Origin of the sequence: Streptomyces sp. NPDC006551 (assembly GCF_040611675.1) — a bacterium.
GTDB lineage: Bacteria > Actinomycetota > Actinomycetes > Streptomycetales > Streptomycetaceae > Streptomyces.
This window is the reverse complement of record NZ_JBEXOT010000004.1, coordinates 211,828-231,112: the sequence shown is the minus strand read 5'-3', so window position 1 is coordinate 231,112 and position 19,285 is coordinate 211,828. Positions and strand designations below refer to the sequence as shown.

The following is a 19,285-nucleotide window of genomic DNA, read 5'->3' as shown; positions in this document are numbered from 1 at the left end:
GCGGTTCTCCTAGTCGTACAGCGTCTCGGCGCGATGGGTGCGGAGCGTCCCGGTCCCAGCAATGGGAGGCAGCACCCCGAGTTCGGTCAGTTCCTCATAGGCACGTGTGCTGGCCAGTTCGCGCACATGGACCTGATAGCGGTGGGTGGCGACGAAGACCTTCTCCCCGTTCTCGGAATCGGCTCTGCCCTGATGGAACATTCCGCGGTCGACGAGGTGTGTGAGAGCCCGGCCAATAAGGCTGCGAGTGGCCGATGCCCCTGATCGTCCCCCCTTGGTGGGGGCGACCTCGGGGCGGCGCTCGTAGGCCCGCCAAGCCCTCTCCAGTTCCGGAGCTTGAGCCAGTGGATCCTGCGACTCCTCGCCTTCGGCGACGCGTTCCGCCAGCACTCGGCACACCGATCGCACGAGCCGGTCGATGGACGACACCCGGACCTTGCCCTGGTAGCCGTCATCGGCCAAATCCTCGGGCCGGGGGAAGGCCAGGGCCGCGACAGCCAGGTGCGTGATGCCGTACAGGATGCGCTCGGCCTCCCGACTCTCCCGCATCCGCACGTGCCGGGCGTACTGATCCAGCCGAGTCTCGAAGGCCGACCCCGGCAGCGCGGTGTGCACCATGCCGGCCCGTGTGGTGACCGCTATGATCCTCAGCCCCATCCCCGCCGCGCACCGGGTGACGAGCGTCTCGAAGTCGGGATCCTCGGCATAGCGCTTCACAAGTGAGGCATAGGCACTGTCGCGCGCGGGTCGGATCTTGGGCCTGAAGCCGTAGCCGATGAGTCTGCCCGCGGCCTCCGCTTCCTCGGCCATGGTCTCGATGGTCATGATTGCCCGCTGTTCCTCTCCAGGCGGTCGGCGTCCAAAGCCGCACGGTCGAATGCCGCAGACGTCAGCAACAAGTCGTCCCCCTCGTACCCTTGGCTCTCCAAGGGGACCCCTGCCGATACGGCTAGCAGGACGCGGTCGACTCCCTCGCTCAACGCCGCCCCCAACTGCGGACTGAAAGCCCGCAACGCCAACAAGGCGACTACGTCCGGGAGTTCGGGATCGAGCGCGGCGGCCTCCTCCAGCAGCTCTGACAACGGGCGCGCTTGGTCCGCCAGATAGAGCAAGGACTCTGCCAGGCGCTGCTGTTCGTCGGTGTAGCCGCGCACTTCCACGACCGGAACGAGCTCCGGCTCCTCCTCCTCGCCCGTGAACCGGGCTCGTTCGAGTGACGGCGTGAGCAACGCAGGAACCAGCGCGGCCAGGCAGAGCTGGTCATCCGCCGTCGGCCCCATGGATTGCTCATAGAAGGAGCGCACCGGCTGGAAGGCATCGGCCAGTGTGAGTCCGAGCACCGGCTGAAGGAGGTCGCCATACACGTCCACCGAAGCCCTGAGGACGGTGCCCGAAAACTGCTGGCGGTCCTGTTCCTCCAAGAAGAGCGTGCGAGCTCCGCGCAAACGGATCTGCAGCCGGGTGTGCCGGCGAATGCAGTCCTCCACGATGTCGACCAGGTCGGCGGCTTGTCTCCTGTGAACCGGATCCTCGGACTGGTCACGCGTGATGGAGACGGACCGGGCGATCGCAGATTCTTCCTGGAGCCGGTGGTCGACGTGGTCAAGAGCCTCGTTGAGAAGGTCCGGAACCTCGTCGGCCCAGTCGACTGTCGTCACATTCCGGCTCGTGGCGTCGAGTTGGGCTCGGATGATCTCCGCGTACTGAATGGTGCGAATACGGGCCTGCTCGGCCACGGCCTTAGCGTCGGCCAGCCGCCCCCTGCCGATGAGGTTGCGCAACCTCACCTCGGCGGCGATCTGAGCTGATTCCACATCCGTGTCCAACGCGCCAACCAGAACATTCAACGCCTCGTTGGAAGCACGCAGATACAGGTCTCCGTTGCTGTCCGAACGCTCTTCGATCAGCTTGAAATCCCACTGCCTCAGCGCGTACGCGCCCGCGCCGTCCACCTCTCCGTAAAAGCGGCGGAAGCCCCTGTCGGTATCCCGTACGTTGATCAGGGAGTCCAGCACCCATCCGGCGACGCGTTTGTGCTCGTCGACGGGGCGGTCAGGCGCCTGCCAGCCGACGAAACCCCCGGCCCTGAGCAAGACCTGTTCGTGGTTCGCCCCTGTGTCGTAGTCCATCGCGATGGCCACGTGATCGATGATCTGCAGAGCCACCTCGGCCATCTGGTACTGAGAGCCGTCCAGCCATGGCAGTTTCGTCTTGCGAATGTCGAGGTCATGCAAGGGCGCTGTGCAGGCCAGGGCCTTGAGCCTGCGCGTGAGCCCTTCGTCGGCCCATACGCTCCGTTCGCCGCCGTGATCATGCATGGAGCCACTAGACAGGCTTAAAGCGGTAGATGTCCTGTGATCCACAAGGCATGGCGGGAATCGCAAGGACACCTGTCCCCGATGACCCGAGAGTAGCTTGCCACCGCATAGGCTCGTCTACTGCGGGTTTTCCAGAAAGAGCCCGGCTACCGCTGCGTCACGCTCCTGAGCAGAACCGAACTTTTTGGCTGAATCATTCCTGGGTGAGATCAGAGTCATGGAGTGTGAGGCGACGACACGAACGTACGGCGGCCGGCTCGTGGGATCGCGCGCATCGCCTGGTGGGCGGCGTGCGTCACTTCCTCTGGCCCCTCCACCAGAACCAGCACCAGCGCCTGGCTGATGGACGGTCGCAACGCGTCGACTTACTCACACAGCTCCTCCCCGTCCGGCCCCGCGTAGTCGGCTCGGGCTCCGCCATCGGCCTGGACCGTTCCGATAGCCTTGGCATAGTCCACAGCAGCCTCCACGAAGGCTGCATACGCTTGCCGCCGCCCGTCCCGGCGCCGGTGCTCCCGCTCGTGTTGCGAGCGGCGATGCATGGTGCCGTTCAGTCGCGCGGCACCGGGAGCGCCGAGCATGCCTGAGTATGCACCGAGAATCGCTGCGAGAGCAGCCATGGTCTCTGGTTCCGCAGTCTCCCCCCCTTGAAAACGCTCTCTCGCACTGTGCGACAAAGACAGCAGCCCACCTGGTTGCAGGAGGCGACACGTCTATACGAGGTTCCGCCCGCACCTGGAAGGCCGTCGGCTCCCGTCGGGCTTCCATACTCTTCCAGTGCCATACGGCAGGTGCCGTGCTGGCCCCACCGCCCAGCCGCCTGCCATCCCGGACGTCCGGCCTTCGGTGGGACAATCTTGGGTATGGATCAGTCCGAACTTCCCCGCCCCCCTCTGCCGGGGACATCCGATTCCGCGTCGCCGGCGCGGTGGACCGGTGGCAGCCGGTCTCGGGGGATCCCGAGCTGGGGCTTCCACCCCGCGGTGGCAGCCCGGGGATGACGCCACCGGGTGAGGATCTCGATTTGGCGATCGGCTGGGACCGCTTCGAGAAACTGATGCTGGCGGTGGCGGGTCGGGTGCTCGCCATCCGAGGGGTCAGATTCCGGCGGTACGGGGTCCAAGGGCAGGCACAGCATGGCATCGACCTGGCAGGCCGGGATCCGGAGGGGCAATTCGTCGTCGTCCAGTGCAAGGACTATCAGGAGTTCACGGCCGGACAGCTGCGGGCAGCCGTCAGGACGTTCACCAGCGGAGACCGGCCGTTCGGCGCACGGCATCTGATCGTCGCGACCTCTGCCAGCACCGAGCGCACCCAGCTGGCCGATGAGCTCGCCAGGCTCCAGGACGAGCACCGAGACCTGGAGCTGGATCTGTGGGGGCCGAGCAGATCAACGAGTTCCTGCGCTCTCAGGCTGACGTCGTAGCCCGCTTCTGGACTCGGGAGACGGCAGACTCGTTCTGCACCGGAGCGCCGCTCGCGGGTGTACCGGCACCCACGATCGACCGTCAGGAGCAGGCGGACCGCATCCTCGTCGGACCGCTCATGACCAGCGACGTAAGGCCGATACTGCGCGCGGCCGAAGATGAGCGAGCCACGGCACCGGAGCGTTCGGCACAGAAGTACGGTGACATCGCGGTACGCCTGGAGGAAGCCGGCTTTCGAGGCCATGCGACCGTACTGAGGCAACGGCAGTTGGAGGCACTGCAAGAGGCCGGGGCGAGTGATCAGGTCGCGGAACTCGCCGGCTCCCTGGCCGCCGCGGCACTCCACGTCGGAGATCGGAGCGAGCCGAAAAGGCTGGCGCGGCTTCTGGACACCCTGGCCCGAGGCGACGAGTCGGCGGAGACGGAGCGCGGGGTCGGCCTTCGACGGCACGCACGGCTCATTCGCGCAGCCGTCGACGCGGTGCTCCACCCCCTCGGCACGTCGTACGGCACACTCGCCGACGTCCTGCACGCGGAGCGGAATCACGTCGTCCCCTACCTCCCTCTCCTCGTCCTCCTCCTCACCGAGCGCCGAATGGCCATGGGGCTCAATCAGCCAGAGACACACCGCTTCCTCATCGACAGCGCCATCACCCAGGCCGGCCAACAGAGCAAGGACGACCAAGGTGACGACATCGTCATGAGGCTGCACCTCGTACGAGCCGAGTACGACGCCGCCGAGCGGCGCTCTCTCCTCGGCGCCGCTCGGCGGGGTAGCGTCCCTCGACGGCACGCCGCGCTGATCAAGTCTCGCGAAGCGCGAAGACTTTGCCTCGAAGGCCGAGCCGATGAGGCGGCGGATACCTGGCGGGAGGCCGTCGCCGACGCGATCCACGCCGGACTGACCGAAGAGGCGGCCGACTGGCTCTACGCCATTCGCGCCGTGAACGTACGCTACGGCCCGCTGACCGAGCAGATCGACGAGGAACACCGACTGGCGCAGGCACTGCGCGCGGCGGGGACAACCCGTGTACGCCTTCTGGATCGCGTGCGGGAACCGCGGGAGCAAGCCATGTCCTCCCTGGTACGAGAGCAGCCCACCGAAGCGGTGCTTTCGGCCCAGTGCTGGCTCACCGACAGCGTTATCACGGGCAGCTGGGCAAACGAAGCCGATGCGTCCGCTCTCCTCGGACGGCTGTACGCGAACAACACAGAGGCATCGCTGGCCACTTCCTACTACGAGCGGGCAGGCAGGACAAAGGAGCTCGTGGTTCTCGCCGATGCGGCCGGTGATAGCCGCCTGCCGGTGGGTTCCCTGAGCGAGGACCTTGGTGGACTTTGCACGCTCGAGCGGCGCTGGTGGCAGCCCAGGCGGATCTGATTCCGGACGACGAAGCCGCCAGACTTCTCGACGACCTGATCGGTCTGGCCGCGAGAGGCATGGCCGGCGAGCTGACCGAGCCCAGCACGCAGAGCCTGACCATCCAGGCGGTGAAGAGCGCCTGCGCCCTCGCATCCCGCGGCACACGAGCACAAGCCGCCACCCTGCTCGACCTCCTGGCCTCTGAAGTCCCCCGCCCACCGGGTCACCACAAGCCCATCGACGACGACCACGCCAACGCCTGTGGCACCATTGCAGCCACCCACCCGAGCCTGGCCAGCACGTCTCTCAACCGCTTGTTCGACCTTGTGAGCCAAGGAGTGCAGAAGGCGTCGAGCCTGATCCTCGAGGACACTGTCGGCCGGCTACTGGCAGCCACCTCCCACCGTCAGACGAGCGCCCACCCTGCGGGCGCGCCAAGCCCTCTCACTGAGGCGCAGCGCGCGACACTGTCTGCCCGAGCAGGGGATCTCCTGGCCGGGCAGCATCACCTGGCCGACGTCATCCTCGCCGTACTCGACCCCGGCCACCCCGCCCTCCACGACGCGGCGGCCCAAGCCAGCGAACGCATCCTCCAGCGCCCGGAACCCGACCCTCACCACGTCGAGTTCGGTTCGCGCATGGTCGAAGACTCCTTCCTGGCACTCTCTCTCGATACGGAGGACCGGCAAACGTGCCTCACCAAGCTCCTCGAGATCGCGGCAGACCCACGAGAAGCGGCCTACAACCGGCAGGACGCACTCACCGGAGCCCGCAACCTCGTCGACGATCTCCCGGAAGGCGCCCGACACGCGACCTTCCACGTCAGCAAGCCCTTCGTGCTCGGTGAACACGACGGCAGCCGCCTCGACGACGAGGTGACCGGAACGTCCCATCCACTGAGTTCATTCAAGATCACCGGAGCGTCCGGATCCTTGCGCGGCCACGGCCTGCACCTGGCTGCCGTTACGGCCACCACTCCGGACGAGCGGCAATGGGTACGTGACCGAGCGCTGGACCTCCTCCACAGCGACGACAGGTCAATCGTGCAGGCAGCCGCCGTGACTCTCAGCGCCATCCGAGGCGACGTCACGGAAAACATCGACATCAACCTGCTCGCCACACACCAGCACGTCGGCGTCCGCCAGACCAGCGCCGTCTTGGCAGCCCAGCACCTGGTTCGTCACGAAGAACTCGCGCTGCGACTGGCCCGGGACAGCAACCACCGTGTACGGCGGACACTGGCGGAGGCAGTCACCGACGCGCCGGGGCAGCCGCAAGGGGCGGTGAGTACTGTCCTGGACATCCTTAGGCAGGACGCACGGCATAGTGTCCGCGCAGCAGCGGCTCTGCGCCATCAAACCTCGAACACCTGAGGTGCCTCGTCCCGCGCAACGATACAGAAGGTGGTCACTCGGAGGCAGCCGCAACTGAGGCTGTGGCTCGCGACGCCTCTCGTCAGCCTGCTCATCCCAGTGGAAGCGGCCATCCACATCGGTCCGTGCAACCTGCAGAGCAGGGGGAGCGGATCCCTTGGCGCGCAGAGAAGGGAAAATCTCTGGTCACGACCTCTCTGACGGGCGTGGTGGTCGCGTGTGGTCGCACGCTGAGTGTGTCAGGCTCTTCTCCGCCTCGTGGAGGCGATCGCCATGCGTACCAGCGCCGGCCGCGGCCGTATCTACCGTCGCTGTGGCTGCCGGGACACCCACCGTCACCAGGTCGGTGCCCGCTGTCCACATCTGCTCGCCGACAGCACCCACGGGACCTGGGGCTTCGCCGTCGACGTCCCCGCCCCGGGCCACCGTCGGACGACGGTGCGCCGGGGCGGCTTCGCCGACCAGGACGTGGCAGAGGAGGCACTGCGGCGGTTCCTCGAGGGCGAGGCCGGCGGGTTCGACGCGGACCCGAACCAGACCGTCGCCGCGTACCTGGACGCGTGGCTGGCTGCGAAGGCGCTGGTGCTGAAGCCGACGACGATGGCCCGGTACCGCGACTACGTCCGCAACGATCTCGTCCCTGCGTTCGGCACCCTCAAGCTCGACCAGCTCGCGCACCGGCATATCTCGGCCTTCGTCACCGGCCAGCTCGCCGCCGGCCGCGGCCGTACCACCCTGTATCGGTGCCTGGCCAGCCTTTCCAGCGCGCTCGGTGACGCCGTCCGCCAGCACCGCCTCCCCCACAACCCAGCCTCTCCACCCGTCCTGCGCCGGCCGCCGTCGCCGGAACGGCAGATCTGGACCGCGGAGGAGGCCGCCCGCTTCCTCACCCACTGCCACCAGGCCGACCCGGAGATGGCCGACCTGTTCGAGGTCCTCATCGGCACCGGCATGCGCAAGGGCGAGGCCCTCGGACTGCACTGGGACGACGTCCACCTCAGCCAAGGCGTGCTCTACGTGCGCTGCACGCTCTCCGCCGTCGACAACAACCGCCTGGTCATCACCACGCCCAAGACCCGGTCGAGCAGAGGCTGGGTCGCCATCTCGCCCCGGGTCGCCACCGCGCTGCGGCATCGGGCTCGATCCGCTCCAACTCTTCGCGGCGACCCGCGCGATCCGTTCGCGGGGTTGGTCTTCTGCCGGCCCGACGGCCGTCCGCTCGGGCCGCATCTGGTGCTCGACAGGCTCTACCGGCTGTCCGAGGAAGCCGGCGTCCCCCGGGTCACGGTCCACGACCTGCGGCACCTCGCCGCCACCATCACCATCACCGCCGGCGTCCCGCTCACCGTGGTCTCCAAGACGCTGCGGCACTCCACCCTGTCGACGACCGCGAACCTCTACAGCCACCTCACTCAACAAGCAGCCCGCCAAGCCGTCGACACCATCGACCATGTTCTCAGCGGAGCCGAGCAGACGGCCGGCCGTTCGGACCGGCCCGCGTGGCTGCGACCACCGCGCGACCACCTCCACCGCCTCCGCGAAGCCCTCGGCAGGCTCCGCTCCCCCGCACCGCCCGCCACCAGCGCTGCAGCCAATCAACCCCGGCTCAGGCCTGCGACCACACTGCGACCACCATGCCCCCGAACGCACGAAAGGCCGCCCTCTCATGGATGAGAGAACGGCCTCCGACCTGCGTTTCCGCATGGTCGGGACGACAGGATTTGAACCTGCGACCCCTTGACCCCCAGTCAAGTGCGCTACCAAGCTGCGCCACGTCCCGATGCCCGTCTGACCTGGGGTTTCCCCCGGCCGAACGCGCATGAGAACAATACCGCACTTCGCCCGGTGGTCACGAACCCCTTTACGGGCTTGACCTCAAGCTTGCTTGAGGTTGAACGCTGTGAGGCATGACGAACACGGCAGAGACGCTCACCCCCCGCGATCACCGCGCCGACCTCGGCCGCCTCATGCGACTCATGGGGCTCATGACCGGCGACGAGAAGCACTCCCCCGCCGCCACCTCCACGCTCGACGCCCTCTGGGTGCTCTACGACCGGGTGCTACGGGTGTCGCCCGAGACCGTCGACCAGGTCGGGCGGGACCGGTTCCTGCTGTCCAAGGGGCACGGACCGATGGCGTACTACGCCGTCCTCGCCGCCAAGGGGTTCTTCCCCGAGGAGCTGCTCACCGGCTTCGGCTCCTACGACTCCCCGCTCGGGCACCACCCCGACCGGACGCTCGTGCCCGGAGCCGAGATCGGGAGCGGGTCGCTGGGGCACGGGCTGCCGCTGGCCGTGGGCAGTGTGCTCGGGCTGCGGGCGCAGGGGCTGGTCGAGCCGCGGGTCTGGGTGCTGATCGGGGACGCCGAGCTGGACGAGGGCAGCAATCACGAGGCCATCGCCTACGCCGGGCCCGCCGGCCTGGAGCAGTTGCACACGCTGGTGATCGACAACGCTTCCGCCACCCACGGCTGGCCCGGCGGGATCGCCTCGCGCTTCGAGGCGGCGGGGTGGTCCGCCGAGACCGTCGACGGACGCGATCACGAGGCGCTGTACGCCGCCTTCACCGCGCCGCACCCGGGGCGGCCGCGCGCGGTCGTCGCCCGCGTCGAGCCGAAGACCCCCTGACCAGGCCCGACCGGGCAGCCGGTCGGCCCCGCCAGATCCGCACCCCTCAGGAGAGCCGTTCCATGGACACCATGCGCGACCGTTTCATCTCGACCACCAGCCGCCTTCTCGACGAGGATCCCCGCCTCGCGCTCGTCCTCGCGGAGATCAGCAGGGACGGGTTCGGCGATGCCGAGCGACGCCATCCCGACCGGGTGATCAACGTCGGCATCCGGGAGCAGCTCCTGATCGGCGCGGGCGGCGGCCTCGCCTTGACCGGGATGCGGCCGGTGATGCACACGTTCGCGAGCTTCCTGGTGGAGCGCCCCTTCGAGCAGCTCAAGCTGGACTTCGGGCACCAGGGGGTCGGCGGGGTGTTCGTCAGCGCCGGCGCCTCGTACGACTGGCCGGCCGGCGGCTTCACCCATATGTCGCCCGGGGACGTGGCCCTCCTCGACACGTTGGACGGCTGGACGGTGCACGTCCCGGGCCACCCGGACGAGGCCGAGGCCCTGCTGCGCGGAGCCGTCGCCGGGGACGATCTCGTCTACATCCGGCTCTCGCTGCAGTCCAACGCCTCTCCCCGCCCGGTGTCCACGGGCTTCACCGAGCTGCGCGAGGGCCGTTCCGGAGTGGTCGTCGCCGTCGGCCCCATGCTGGACAACGTGCTGGCCGCCACCGAGGCCCTCGACGTGACCGTCCTCTACGCCTCCACGATCCGCCCCTTCGACGCCGCGACCCTGCGCCGGGCGACCGCGGCGGCCCGCGCGGACGTCGTCCTGGTGGAGCCCTACCTCGCCGGCACCTCGACGGCCGCCGCCAATGACGCGCTCGCCGAGGTCCCGCACCGCCTCCTGGGGCTGGGTGTCTCACGCCGCGAGCTGCGCAAGTACGGAAGCATCGACGAGCACCTGGCCGCGCACGCCCTCGATCCGGCGGGCCTGCGGGAGCGGATCACGAGGTTCCTCGCCCGTTGAGCGGAGGACTCGGCGCGGGCACCGGGGCCGGCACCGGGGCGGGCACGGAGGGGGAGGTACCGGGGGCGGAACCGGCGTGGAAACCGGCGTACGCGCCGGAGCACGCGACCGTCACGCTACGTGAAGCGCCCCGGCGCCGCCGGTCACCCCTGTACGCGGCGTCCGAAGCCGGCGCCCGGGGGTTCGAGCGCCGGGAAGGCCCGTGGATCCTCACCCGTCCGGAACCGGGGACGCTTCCGGAACAGCACCCCTTTGGTGAAGAAGGGGCCTATGAGGTGACCAGGGGGCCCTCAAGGCCATATGCCCCGGAAACGCTTGCCGTTGGCATGTGGCAGAAAGATGCCCCGTGGGAATGACGTGGTGGCCGGACCCAGCATGCCAAGACCACGCGAAACACAGTCAGATTCAAGAGTCAACCACTCCGTTTTCAGACAAACTCCGTGGCGATATTGCTCCACTCCCGAAAGATCAACACCATGAAGTGGTCGGCCTGTTCGGGACGGGACCACTGCCGATGCACCACCTGCTCGAACAACCGAACGAGCAGGCGTTCGCAGAGGAGGACTCGTATGGACAGCTACTTCAGCAGCCGGCTCCATCATCAGCTCAGGGAGACAGTCCGAGCCTTCGCGGAGAGTGAGGTTCGGCCACGGATACCCGCCATGGAGGCGTCCCGATCCGTACACCATGAACTGTCACGGCTGATCGCCGAACAGGGATGGCTGGGAGCGACAATCAGCCAGGAGTACGGCGGCATGGGGGCGGGACATCTCGCCAAGACCATCATCATCGAGGAGCTCTCCCGGGTCAGTGGCGCGATGGGCGCCATGGTCCAGGCCTCCCAGCTCGGCACCGCCAAGATCGTGCATTTCGGCAGCGACGAGCAGCGCAAGACCTGGCTCCCGGCCATCGCGGCCGGCGAGTGCCTGCCCACCATCGCGGTCACCGAGCCCGAGTCCGGTGGGCACGTCCTGGGCATGACCGCGAGCGCGGTCCGCGACGGGGACGACTACATCCTCAACGGCAGCAAGGTGTTCGTCGGCAACAGCCACGTGGGCGACCTGCACGGCGTGGTGGTCAGGACCGGTCCCGGCTCCAAGGGCCTCACGGCCTTCCTGGTCGAATCCGACCGCCCCGGTTTCCGGACCGGCCCCCAGAAGCCGGCCATGGGTCTGCACGGCTTCAGCTTCGGCGAGCTCATCTTCGAGAACTGCCGGGTCCCGGCCTCCAACCGCCTCGGCGACGAGGGCGACGGGCTGTCCGTGGCGTACTCCTCCAGCGTCCTCTACGGCCGCGCCAACCTCACCGCCGTCTCGCTCGGCATCCACCAGGCGATCCTGGAGGAGACCACCCGCTTCTCGGCCGAGCGCCACCGTTACGGCAAGCCGCTCCACGAACTCCCCTCGGTCAAGCTGAAACTGGGCCAGATGCAGTCCCGGCTGATGACGGCCCGGCTCACCGCGTACCACGCGGTGCATCTGCTCGACCGCGGTCTGTCCTGCGACGCCGAGCTGATGAACGCCAAGCTGTTCAACGTCGAGTCGGCGCTCGACTCCGCCCGCAACGCGATGGAGATCCACGCCGCCGCGGGGCTCTTCACGGACCGCCCGATCGAGCGCTACCTGCGCGACGCGCACCACATCTTCGCCCCCGCCGGCACCTCGGACATCCAGTTGCTCCGTCTCGCCGAGGTCGCCCTCGGCACCGCCAAGGGAAGCTGGTCCGAGAAGCTGTCCGAGCTGGTGCAGCTGGAGCCCGTTCACGTCTGACCAGAGGGCGGCACCGCCACGGAAGGACTTCTCGGCACGCGCAGGGCGCGGACACGGAAGCGCCCCGGCTCGGCCTCATGCCGTTCCGGGGCGCCGCCGTGCGTCAGATCAGGCCCTCCTCGCGGCGGTGGATCTGCTCCACCAGCTCTGCCGCCAGGGTCTTGATGGTCTCCAGACCGGCCCGGCCCCACGGCCGTACATCGGTGTCGACCACGCAGATCGTGCCCAGCGCCACGCCCGTACGGTCGATCAGCGGCGCTCCCATGTAGGAACGGATGCCGATCTCGTCCACCACCGGGTTCCCCGCGAAGCGCGGGTAGTCGCAGACGTCCTCCAGGACCAGGGCCTTGCGGCGCACCACCACGTGCGGGCAGTAGCCGTGGTCGCGGGCCATGAACCGGCCGACGTTGCCGCCGGCCGCCGCCGCGCCCAGATCGCTGCCCGTGTGGGTACCGGCCGGAGTGTGCAGCCCGGCGAAGAACTGGCGGTTCTCGTCGATGAAGTTGACCATCGAGTACGGGGCACCGGTCACCTCCGCCAGGCGGTGGGCGAACTCGTCGAAGGCAGGCTCCGGCCGCTCCCCCAGCCCCAGTTCGCGCAGCCGCCGCACACGGACGGGCGCCTCCCGGTCGATGGGGGTCAGCAGCAGATGACCGGTCGGGTCGTAGGTCATGTCGGTGCTCCGTAGCTCGGCACGGCGGCCGGGATGGTGGTGAGCAGATGCTGGACGAGGGTGAGCAGCGTGCGGATTCCGGCGCTGGAGATCCGGGCGTCGCACATCACGACCGGCACCTCGGGCTTGAGGTCGAGCGCGGCCCGCACCTCGTCCGGCTCGTAGCGGTGGGCGCCGTCGAACTCGTTGACGGCCACGACGAATCCGATGCCCCGCCGCTCGAAGAAGTCGACCGCGGAGAAGCAGTCCTGCAGTCGGCGGGTGTCGGCGAGGACGACCGCTCCGAGGGCGCCCTCGGAGAGCTCGTCCCACATGAACCAGAAGCGTTCCTGGCCCGGAGTCCCGAACAGGTACAGCACATGGCGGTCGTCGAGGGTGATGCGCCCGAAGTCCATCGCGACCGTGGTCGTGGTCTTGGACTCCACGCCCTCCAGGCTGTCGGTGGCCGCGCTGACCTGGGTCAGCAGCTCTTCGGTGCTCAGCGGTTCGATCTCGCTGACCGCGCCCACGAAAGTCGTCTTGCCCACGCCGAAGCCGCCCGCCACCAGGATCTTCAGAGCGGTGGGGAACGGGTCGGTCGCGAAACTCTCGTGGCGCTCAGAGCCGTTGTCGTAGGCCATCGAGCACTGCCTCCAGCAAGGAACGGTCGGTTGGATTGGCGTGGAAACGGGGGGCGCGGGCGGTGAGAGCCCCGCAGTCCACGAGATCGGAGAGCAGGACCTTGGTGACGACCGCCGGGAGCCGTAAGTGCGCCGCGATCTCCGCCACGGAGGTGGGTCCGTCGCACAGCCCGAGGGCCAGGCTGTGCTCGGGACCCATGTGCGGCTGCGGGGAGGAGCCCGTCGCCATCACCATGGAGAGAAGGTCCAGCGCCGTGGTGGGCTGGGTCCGCCCGCCGCTCACGGTGTACGGGCGGATCAGCCGGCCGGCCGCGTCGTCGAGCCAGGGTCCCTCCTGTGGAGACGTCACGCTCACTGCCCCGCGCTGCCCGCCGCACCCGCCGCTTGCCTGGCGGGCGTGACGAGGTACGGCCGTACGCTCTTGACCAGCATCGCCATCTCGTAGCCGAGCACGGCGGCGTCCGCCTCGCGCCCGGCGAGCACCGCCAGGCAGGTGCCGGAGCCGGCCGTGGAGACGAACAGCAGGGTGGAGTCGAGTTCGACGACCACCTGCCGCACCTCGCCGCCGTCGCCGAAGCGGGCGCCGGCGCTGCGGCCGAGCGAGTACAGCCCGGAGGCCAGGGCGGCCATGTGGTCGGCGGCGTCAGTGTCGAGGCCGTGAACCGATTTCACCAGGCCGTCGGAGGAGAGCAGTACAGCGTTGCGGGTGTACGGGACCCGCTGGACCAGACCGCTCAGCAGCCAGTCGAGATCCGAGGAATGGCCGTTCGGCGCATTGCTCGCCATGGTGCATCTACTCCTTGTGCGCGTCACCGGGACGCAGCGGTTCTTGGGGGGAGGGCTGGGATTCGGCGAGTCCGATGCCGCGCTGGAACGCGGCCATCAGACCCGGGTCGTGCAGAGTGTGCTCCTCGGGCTTGCGGGCCGCGGGCTCGTCGCGCAGCTGCGGGACGAGGTGCTCCTGGGCACGCCGCTTGGGGAGGAGGGGGCGGGCCGGCGTTTCCGCGCGCGCCGCCGTGGACGCCGGCGGGGCCGGCGGGCCGGAAGGTGCCTGAGGGGGGAGCGGAGCGCCTCCGGTGCGGGGACGGTCGGCGGCCGGGTAGGGGTCGCCGGTGCGCGTCGGCTGGAGCGGCACCGCGGACGCCGACGCGGTGTACGACCGCGCCCGCTGCGCGGGTTCGGGCTCCGGTGTGGCCTGCGGGTCCCGTACGGGTGCGGCCAGCGGTTCCCGTACGGGGGTGGTCGCGGGCGTCCGTACGGGTACGGGAGCGGGCGTGCCGGTCACCGCCGGAGCCGTGTGCGACGGGGCGGCGGTCGGCTGGGCCGGAGCCGGACCGACGGCCGGGGGCTGGCTCTGAGCGGCGGCCTGGGCCTGGGCCGCGGCGCCCGTCGCCTGGCCGTCGTTCTGCGCGAGTCCCTCGGGATCGGCGCCGAGGAGCCCCTGCGGCAGCACGAGTACGGCCTGGACACCGCCGTAGATGTTCGACTGGAGGCGTACGGCGATGCCGTGGCGCCGCGCGAGCGCCGAGACGACGAAGAGTCCGATGCGGCCGTCCTGGAGCAGATGAGCCACATTGACCTGGTCGGGGTCGGAGAGCAGGGCGTTCATCTTGTTCTGCTCGGTGACCGGCATGCCCAGGCCGCGGTCCTCGACCTCGATGGCGAGGCCCGCGGTGACGTACTGGGCCCGCAGCAGCACCGTGGTGTGCGGAGCGGAGAACAGCGTCGCGTTCTCGACCAGTTCGGCGAGAAGGTGGATGACGTCGGCCACGGCATGGCCCCGCAGCGTACCGGCGATCGGCGGGACGAGTTTCACGCGCGGGTACTGCTCGACCTCCGCGATGGAGGAGCGCAGCACCTCGGTCATGGTGACCGGGTTCGACCACTGCCGGCGAGAGATGGCGCCGCCGAGCACCGCGAGGTTCTCGGCGTGACGCCGGATGCGGGTGGCCAGGTGGTCGACGTGGAACAGGCCCTTGAGCAGCTCCGGGTCCTCGACCTCGTTCTCCAGCTCGTCCAGGAGCTGGATCTCGCGGTGCACGAGGGACTGGAGCCTGCGGGCGAGGTTGACGAAGACCTCGACCTTCTGTTCGTTGCCGACGCTGCTGGAGAGCCGGGACGCCTGGACCACGGCGGCCACGGCGGCCTCGTGGGAACGGTTCAGCTCCTGTGCCAGCAGGTCGAACTCGTCACCGGACGCGGCGGCGGGCGGAGCGGCGGGGCGGGCGGGCGGTCCGTCGCCCCGGCGCAACTGTTCGACGATCGTACGCAGTTCGCTCTGCCCGCGGGCGCTGGAGCGGCGCAGGGCGTTGCAGCGGTCCAGGACCGCCTTGGCGGCCCGGTCGGCCCCGAGCGCCGCCGCGGTGACGGAGGCGATCGTGAGGGCGGCGGCGCCCGTCAGCGCGGCCCAGAGTCCCGGGGTCGGGCTGGCGCCGGTGGAGCGGATGGTGAAGAGCACGGCGGCGGCGCCGCCGAGGGCCACCGCCACGGCCGGGAGTACGGAGGTGCGCAGGAGTTGGGGGCGTATGCGGGCTTCCATCGACAGCGGCGCGGAGCGCTGCGCCGGGTTGGGGGCGCCCGCGGGGGGAGCGGAGCGGGCGCCTGTCCGGCCGTGCCGCCCGCCCTCGCGGCGTTCGGACCGCGAGGCGGGTGCGCGAAGTTGAGACATGAGTGTCCTTGGTACGTGCCCAGGAATCGGCGTACTGCGATGTGTACTGACGGGTCTGTACTACGTGGGTGCGATGAGCCTACCGATGATCACCAAGCACACACTGTAGTCGTCAACCGTTCATGTGCGGTGCGCAGTTGGCAAACTTACCCGTAGAGCGTCCCACTCTGGTATCAGCCCCCGCACGCAAGGCCGAGAACGCTCGGCCGAAAGTCGTCGGTGCGCGGGAAGGCGGCGGAACGGAAGGGGGTGGAGGCGGGTGCGCGCCCCAGCCGTGCGCGGAAAACACCGCTGACCGGAATCCGCCGGCCGCCCCCGGGCCGGTGGCGGGGGCGGCCTCGGGTGTGCTCCGGCCGGTGTCCCCGCGCGCCGCTCACCGGTCGCACCGTGCCCCCCGGGTTCGCCTCCGGCCGGATTCCGGCCGCCCGCACGAGGTGACTGTCCGTATGGGCCGAAGCCCCGAGCCGGTGCCTTCTCGCACGTGCGGGGCCCGCTGCCATGCGCGGGCCTCTTGCGCGACCGCCGCCGACCCGTTTTGGTGGCCCCGTCATCATCATCTCCGGGGCGAACGAGAGGGCGGCCACGCATGGCGGACACCAAGCAGACCGATACCGCGGGCAGAGGGAACGAGGCGCAGCGCAAGGCGTCGTGGCGGTCCATCGGGCCGGGTATCGTCGTGGCGGCGACCGGCGTCGGTGCCGGCGACCTCGTCGCCACCCTCATCGCCGGCGGCAAGTTCGGCTACACCCTGCTCTGGGCGGCGGTGATCGGCTGTCTGGTCAAGATCTCGCTGGCCGAGGCGGCGGGCCGCTGGCACCTCGCCACCGGCCGTACCCTCTTCGACGGCTGGCGCAGCCTCGGCTCCTGGACCACCGTCTACTTCGCCGGGTACGTCGTCGTCTGGGGCTTCGTCTACGGCGCCGCGGCGATGTCGTCCAGCGCGCTTCCGCTGGCCGCGCTCTTCCCGGACGTGATGGACTTCAAGCTCTGGGCCGTGCTGTGCGGCCTGGTGGGTCTGGTCTTCGTCTGGTTCAACCGGTACGCCGTCTTCGAGAAGGTCATGACGGTCCTGGTCGGCGTGATGTTCCTCGTCACCGTCTACCTCGCGATCAGGGTCACGCCCCGTCTCGACAGCGCCTTCGCCGGCCTCGCGCCCGTCCTTCCGGACGGGTCGCTGTTCTACACGCTCGGCCTGATCGGCGGCGTGGGCGGCACGATCACGCTGGCCGCGTACGGCTACTGGGTCAACGCCAAGGGCTGGACGGACACGAGCTGGATGAAGGTGATGCGGCTCGACAACCGCGTCGCCTACCTCACGACCGGGATCTTCGTGGTGGCCATGCTCTTCGTCGGGGCGGAGCTGCTGCACTCGTCCGGCGTGGCGCTGGCGAAGGGCGACAGGGGTCTGCTCGACCTGAGCGCCGTCCTGGAGGACCGCTACGGGGCGGCGACGGCCAAGCTCTTCCTGATCGGCTTCTTCGCCACGTCCTTCACCTCGCTGATCGGCGTCTGGCACGGGGTGAGCCTGATGTTCGCCGACTTCGTGACGAAGTACCGGCCGTCCCTGACCGGCCCCGGCACGCGCCCGGACAAGTCCCTGCCCTTCCGGGCCTACCTGCTCTGGCTCACCTTCCCGCCCATCAGCCTGCTCTTCCTCGACCAGCCGTTCGGCCTCATCGTCGCGTACGGGGTGATCGGCGCCCTCTTCATGCCGTTCCTGGCCCTCACCCTGCTGTGGCTGCTCAACTCCTCCCGCACACCTGCCGACTGGCGCAACGGCCTGCTGAGCAACGGCATGCTGGGGGCGGCGGGCCTGCTGTTCCTGGTGCTCTGCGTCCAACAGGTCCGCGACCTGCCCTGGTAGTCGTGGGTGGCCCCCTCTCGCGTCGCCCGTCGGACGTTCACGGCGTGGGCGGGCGACACGGAGGGCGGCGGCTCCCGGTGCGGCAGAGCGGCACGTATGTGTATGCCCGAAGGTTTGCGGCGCGGTCGCGGTCAGCCCTCCGACAGGGCCCTGGCACGCTCCGTGAGCAGGGGCATCAGGTTCTCGCGCCAGGTGTCGAGGTGGACCATGCCGCTGGACATCCCGCCGTGGGCGTATTGCTCCCGGTAGACGGCCGAAGGCTCGGCCGCGGCGAGGTCGAGACCCACGAGTTCGCTGAACGCCGCCCGCAGCAGGGCGGTGACTTCATCGACCGACGGCGGGACGTCCGTACCGGACAGGTGGTCACGCAAGGCCCGCCACACGTGGGGGTCTCCGCGCATACCCCACCTGGCCGGCTCGGGATCGAAGAGGGCGGCCATGGTCGCGACCGCTGCGTCATCAGGTGCTTCGTATGCCACGGAAGTAGTTTCGCAAAGCCGCGTCGGGTTGTCGGACCGCGCATCCGTGAGCCGAGGAGTTGACTACCGTGCGGCAGTGGGATGTCTGCTCTCGAAGCCGGCGCCGAGTGTGTGATCCTTCCCGCCTCGGGTAGCCGGGTGCGCATGTTCAAGCATCGACGTGTACGGCTCGCGTGCGTACTGCTGATCGGGTGGGCCACGCTGGCCGCCGTGGAGCGGTGGGCGGAGCACGCGCCTTGGCCCACAGCGGTGGGGAGCGGACTGTTGTGGTCATGCGTGATAGCGGGCACGTGGTGGTTCGCCGAGATGACCCAGGGCTGGTGGTCAGGAGCAGACGCTCGACTCGAAGAGGAAAGGCCGCCCGTGAACAGCGCCCCCGACGACGGGGAGCACCCCCACAAGTCCAGCCGCGTCGACCACCGGTAGGCGTTGGGTCCGCGCACGGCGTCACGTTCTGCCCCGGCGCTTGTTCCGGACGACGAGGAAGGCAGCCGAGCCGCCGGCCAGGAGGACTCCGCCGGCCGCCGCCGCGGTGCCGGGCAGCCAGGAAGGCGCCTCGGCGGCCACTGTCGTGCCCGTGGGCCGGGGCGTCGTCGTGACCGTGGGCCGGGGCGTCGTCGTGACCGTGGGCCGGTGGGGCGCGGGCGCGGGTGGGGCGGGTGAGGTCTTCGTCCGTTCGGCGGCGGGCACGGTGATGTCCGCCTCGTCGCGGCCGAGGGCGGGATGGCCCACCTCGACCGAGACCTTCCAGCGGCCGGGAGGCAGCGCCTCCGCGGTGGTGAAGCGCTTTTCGTCGGAGGGGTCACGCACCAGGATCCACGGTCCCTCTGTGCGCCCGCCGTCCACACTGACGGCGTTGACGGTGGCGGCGACCCGTTCGTCGACGGAGTCCTTGTCGTTCTCCCAGGTGACCTGGGCCGTCACGCGTCCGTGGTCATGCCCGGCGATGTCGACCGCGAGGGTGCCTCCGTGGGCTCGGGCGGTGCCGGGGGTGGTCGCGAGGACCGTCAGGACGGCCGCTGCCAAGGCGGTGGCCACGGTCGCTGAACGCAGGGAGTGCACAGCGTCCTCCAAAGGACAGTTCGGTGTGAGGAGCCGAAGGGCGGAAGGGTTCGGGGACCGGAAGGGGGCAACGGCCGGCGGACGGT

At 69.4% G+C, this 19,285-nt stretch carries 18 protein-coding genes and 1 tRNA gene; 9 read left to right on the top strand and 10 right to left on the bottom strand.

Annotated features, from left to right (window positions below; genetic code table 11):
* Positions 1-9 precede the first annotated feature (9 nt).
* A complete protein-coding gene (locus ABZY12_RS07265) occupies positions 10-825 on the bottom strand; it encodes a hypothetical protein (RefSeq protein WP_356888048.1) in 816 nt (271 codons plus the stop codon).
* Positions 822-2,318 carry a hypothetical protein gene (locus ABZY12_RS07260; RefSeq protein ID WP_356888046.1) on the bottom strand — a complete coding sequence of 499 codons (1,497 nt, stop codon included), beginning with the start codon at positions 2,316-2,318 and terminating at the stop codon, positions 822-824. The genes ABZY12_RS07265 and ABZY12_RS07260 overlap by 4 nt, the downstream gene beginning before the upstream one ends.
* Before the next feature lie 1,024 nt (positions 2,319-3,342).
* Here ABZY12_RS07260 and ABZY12_RS07255 point away from each other — a divergent pair.
* The 4 genes from ABZY12_RS07255 (at position 3,343) to ABZY12_RS07240 (ending at position 8,155) form a co-directional block, all read left to right on the top strand.
* Positions 3,343-3,744: a restriction endonuclease gene (locus ABZY12_RS07255; RefSeq protein ID WP_356888044.1), complete on the top strand. Its 402-nt coding sequence runs from the start codon at positions 3,343-3,345 to the stop codon at positions 3,742-3,744.
* On the top strand, positions 3,693-5,126 hold the full coding sequence (locus ABZY12_RS07250; protein WP_356888042.1) for a hypothetical protein: 1,434 nt from the start codon (positions 3,693-3,695) through the stop codon (positions 5,124-5,126). Before ABZY12_RS07255 ends, ABZY12_RS07250 begins: the two co-directional genes overlap by 52 nt.
* A complete protein-coding gene (locus ABZY12_RS07245; protein WP_356888040.1) occupies positions 5,105-6,481 on the top strand; it encodes a hypothetical protein in 1,377 nt (458 codons plus the stop codon). The genes ABZY12_RS07250 and ABZY12_RS07245 overlap by 22 nt, the downstream gene beginning before the upstream one ends.
* A 273-nt stretch (positions 6,482-6,754) precedes the next feature.
* Positions 6,755-8,155, top strand: a complete 1,401-nt coding sequence (locus ABZY12_RS07240; protein ID WP_356888038.1) for a site-specific integrase — start codon at positions 6,755-6,757, stop codon at positions 8,153-8,155.
* Between the two features lie 29 nt (positions 8,156-8,184).
* Here the strand turns inward: ABZY12_RS07240 and ABZY12_RS07235 are convergent.
* A tRNA-Pro gene (locus ABZY12_RS07235) sits at positions 8,185-8,261 on the bottom strand.
* 127 nt (positions 8,262-8,388) lie between these two features.
* Between ABZY12_RS07235 and ABZY12_RS07230 the strand changes: the two genes are divergently transcribed.
* The 3 genes from ABZY12_RS07230 (at position 8,389) to ABZY12_RS07220 (ending at position 11,833) form a co-directional block, all read left to right on the top strand.
* A complete protein-coding gene (locus tag ABZY12_RS07230; protein WP_356888036.1) occupies positions 8,389-9,108 on the top strand; it encodes a transketolase in 720 nt (239 codons plus the stop codon).
* Between the two features lie 62 nt (positions 9,109-9,170).
* Positions 9,171-10,064, top strand: coding sequence for a transketolase C-terminal domain-containing protein (locus ABZY12_RS07225; protein ID WP_356888034.1), 894 nt, complete (start codon positions 9,171-9,173; stop codon positions 10,062-10,064).
* A 569-nt stretch (positions 10,065-10,633) separates the two neighbouring features.
* A complete protein-coding gene (locus ABZY12_RS07220) occupies positions 10,634-11,833 on the top strand; it encodes an acyl-CoA dehydrogenase family protein (protein WP_356888032.1) in 1,200 nt (399 codons plus the stop codon).
* Positions 11,834-11,936: 103 nt separating this feature from the next.
* Here the strand turns inward: ABZY12_RS07220 and ABZY12_RS07215 are convergent, their stop codons facing one another.
* From ABZY12_RS07215 to ABZY12_RS07195, 5 genes are read right to left on the bottom strand one after another with little or no spacing between them, the layout of a single operon-like run.
* Complete coding sequence (locus ABZY12_RS07215) at positions 11,937-12,506, bottom strand: GAF domain-containing protein (RefSeq protein WP_356888030.1); 570 nt, start codon at positions 12,504-12,506, stop codon at positions 11,937-11,939.
* The gene (locus tag ABZY12_RS07210) at positions 12,503-13,126 is read right to left on the bottom strand and encodes an ATP/GTP-binding protein (protein WP_356888028.1); all 624 of its coding nucleotides are present in this window, start codon (positions 13,124-13,126) and stop codon (positions 12,503-12,505) included. Before ABZY12_RS07210 ends, ABZY12_RS07215 begins: the two co-directional genes overlap by 4 nt.
* A complete protein-coding gene (locus tag ABZY12_RS07205; protein WP_355115101.1) occupies positions 13,104-13,475 on the bottom strand; it encodes a DUF742 domain-containing protein in 372 nt (123 codons plus the stop codon). The genes ABZY12_RS07210 and ABZY12_RS07205 overlap by 23 nt, the downstream gene beginning before the upstream one ends.
* A gap of 2 nt (positions 13,476-13,477) precedes the next feature.
* Positions 13,478-13,912: a roadblock/LC7 domain-containing protein gene (locus ABZY12_RS07200; protein WP_356888025.1), complete on the bottom strand. Its 435-nt coding sequence runs from the start codon at positions 13,910-13,912 to the stop codon at positions 13,478-13,480.
* Positions 13,913-13,919: 7 nt separating this feature from the next.
* On the bottom strand, positions 13,920-15,794 hold the full coding sequence (locus ABZY12_RS07195) for an ATP-binding protein (RefSeq protein ID WP_356888023.1): 1,875 nt from the start codon (positions 15,792-15,794) through the stop codon (positions 13,920-13,922).
* Between the two features lie 586 nt (positions 15,795-16,380).
* Between ABZY12_RS07195 and ABZY12_RS07190 the strand changes: the two genes are divergently transcribed.
* Positions 16,381-17,658 (top strand): Nramp family divalent metal transporter, encoded by a 1,278-nt coding sequence (locus ABZY12_RS07190; protein ID WP_356888021.1) that lies wholly within the window; start codon positions 16,381-16,383, stop codon positions 17,656-17,658.
* Positions 17,659-17,789: 131 nt separating this feature from the next.
* On the opposite strand, the gene ABZY12_RS07185 is transcribed toward ABZY12_RS07190, so the two are convergent.
* Positions 17,790-18,137: a hypothetical protein gene (locus ABZY12_RS07185; RefSeq protein WP_356888019.1), complete on the bottom strand. Its 348-nt coding sequence runs from the start codon at positions 18,135-18,137 to the stop codon at positions 17,790-17,792.
* A 144-nt stretch (positions 18,138-18,281) separates the two neighbouring features.
* On the opposite strand from ABZY12_RS07185, the gene ABZY12_RS07180 reads away from it, so the two are divergent.
* Complete coding sequence (locus ABZY12_RS07180) at positions 18,282-18,563, top strand: hypothetical protein (RefSeq protein WP_356888017.1); 282 nt, start codon at positions 18,282-18,284, stop codon at positions 18,561-18,563.
* A 21-nt stretch (positions 18,564-18,584) separates the two neighbouring features.
* Here the strand turns inward: ABZY12_RS07180 and ABZY12_RS07175 are convergent, their stop codons facing one another.
* Positions 18,585-19,175: a hypothetical protein gene (locus tag ABZY12_RS07175; RefSeq protein WP_356888015.1), complete on the bottom strand. Its 591-nt coding sequence runs from the start codon at positions 19,173-19,175 to the stop codon at positions 18,585-18,587.
* Positions 19,176-19,285: the final 110 nt, after the last annotated feature.

What these genes read in the sequence shown, in the direction of transcription:
- ABZY12_RS07265 (WP_356888048.1), bottom strand. Translation starts at nt 825, where the DNA reads ATGACCATCGAGACCATGGCCGAGGAAGCGGAGGCCGCGGGCAGACTC.
- ABZY12_RS07215 (WP_356888030.1), bottom strand. Translation starts at nt 12,506, where the DNA reads ATGACCTACGACCCGACCGGTCATCTGCTGCTGACCCCCATCGACCGG.
- ABZY12_RS07200 (WP_356888025.1), bottom strand. Translation starts at nt 13,912, where the DNA reads ATGGCGAGCAATGCGCCGAACGGCCATTCCTCGGATCTCGACTGGCTG.
- ABZY12_RS07195 (WP_356888023.1), bottom strand. Translation starts at nt 15,794, where the DNA reads ATGTCTCAACTTCGCGCACCCGCCTCGCGGTCCGAACGCCGCGAGGGC.
- ABZY12_RS07210 (WP_356888028.1), bottom strand. Translation starts at nt 13,126, where the DNA reads ATGGCCTACGACAACGGCTCTGAGCGCCACGAGAGTTTCGCGACCGAC.
- ABZY12_RS07240 (WP_356888038.1), top strand. Translation starts at nt 6,755, where the DNA reads ATGCGTACCAGCGCCGGCCGCGGCCGTATCTACCGTCGCTGTGGCTGC.
- ABZY12_RS07220 (WP_356888032.1), top strand. Translation starts at nt 10,634, where the DNA reads ATGGACAGCTACTTCAGCAGCCGGCTCCATCATCAGCTCAGGGAGACA.
- ABZY12_RS07230 (WP_356888036.1), top strand. Translation starts at nt 8,389, where the DNA reads ATGACGAACACGGCAGAGACGCTCACCCCCCGCGATCACCGCGCCGAC.
- ABZY12_RS07260 (WP_356888046.1), bottom strand. Translation starts at nt 2,318, where the DNA reads ATGCATGATCACGGCGGCGAACGGAGCGTATGGGCCGACGAAGGGCTC.
- ABZY12_RS07190 (WP_356888021.1), top strand. Translation starts at nt 16,381, where the DNA reads ATGGCGGACACCAAGCAGACCGATACCGCGGGCAGAGGGAACGAGGCG.
- ABZY12_RS07225 (WP_356888034.1), top strand. Translation starts at nt 9,171, where the DNA reads ATGGACACCATGCGCGACCGTTTCATCTCGACCACCAGCCGCCTTCTC.
- ABZY12_RS07180 (WP_356888017.1), top strand. Translation starts at nt 18,282, where the DNA reads ATGTTCAAGCATCGACGTGTACGGCTCGCGTGCGTACTGCTGATCGGG.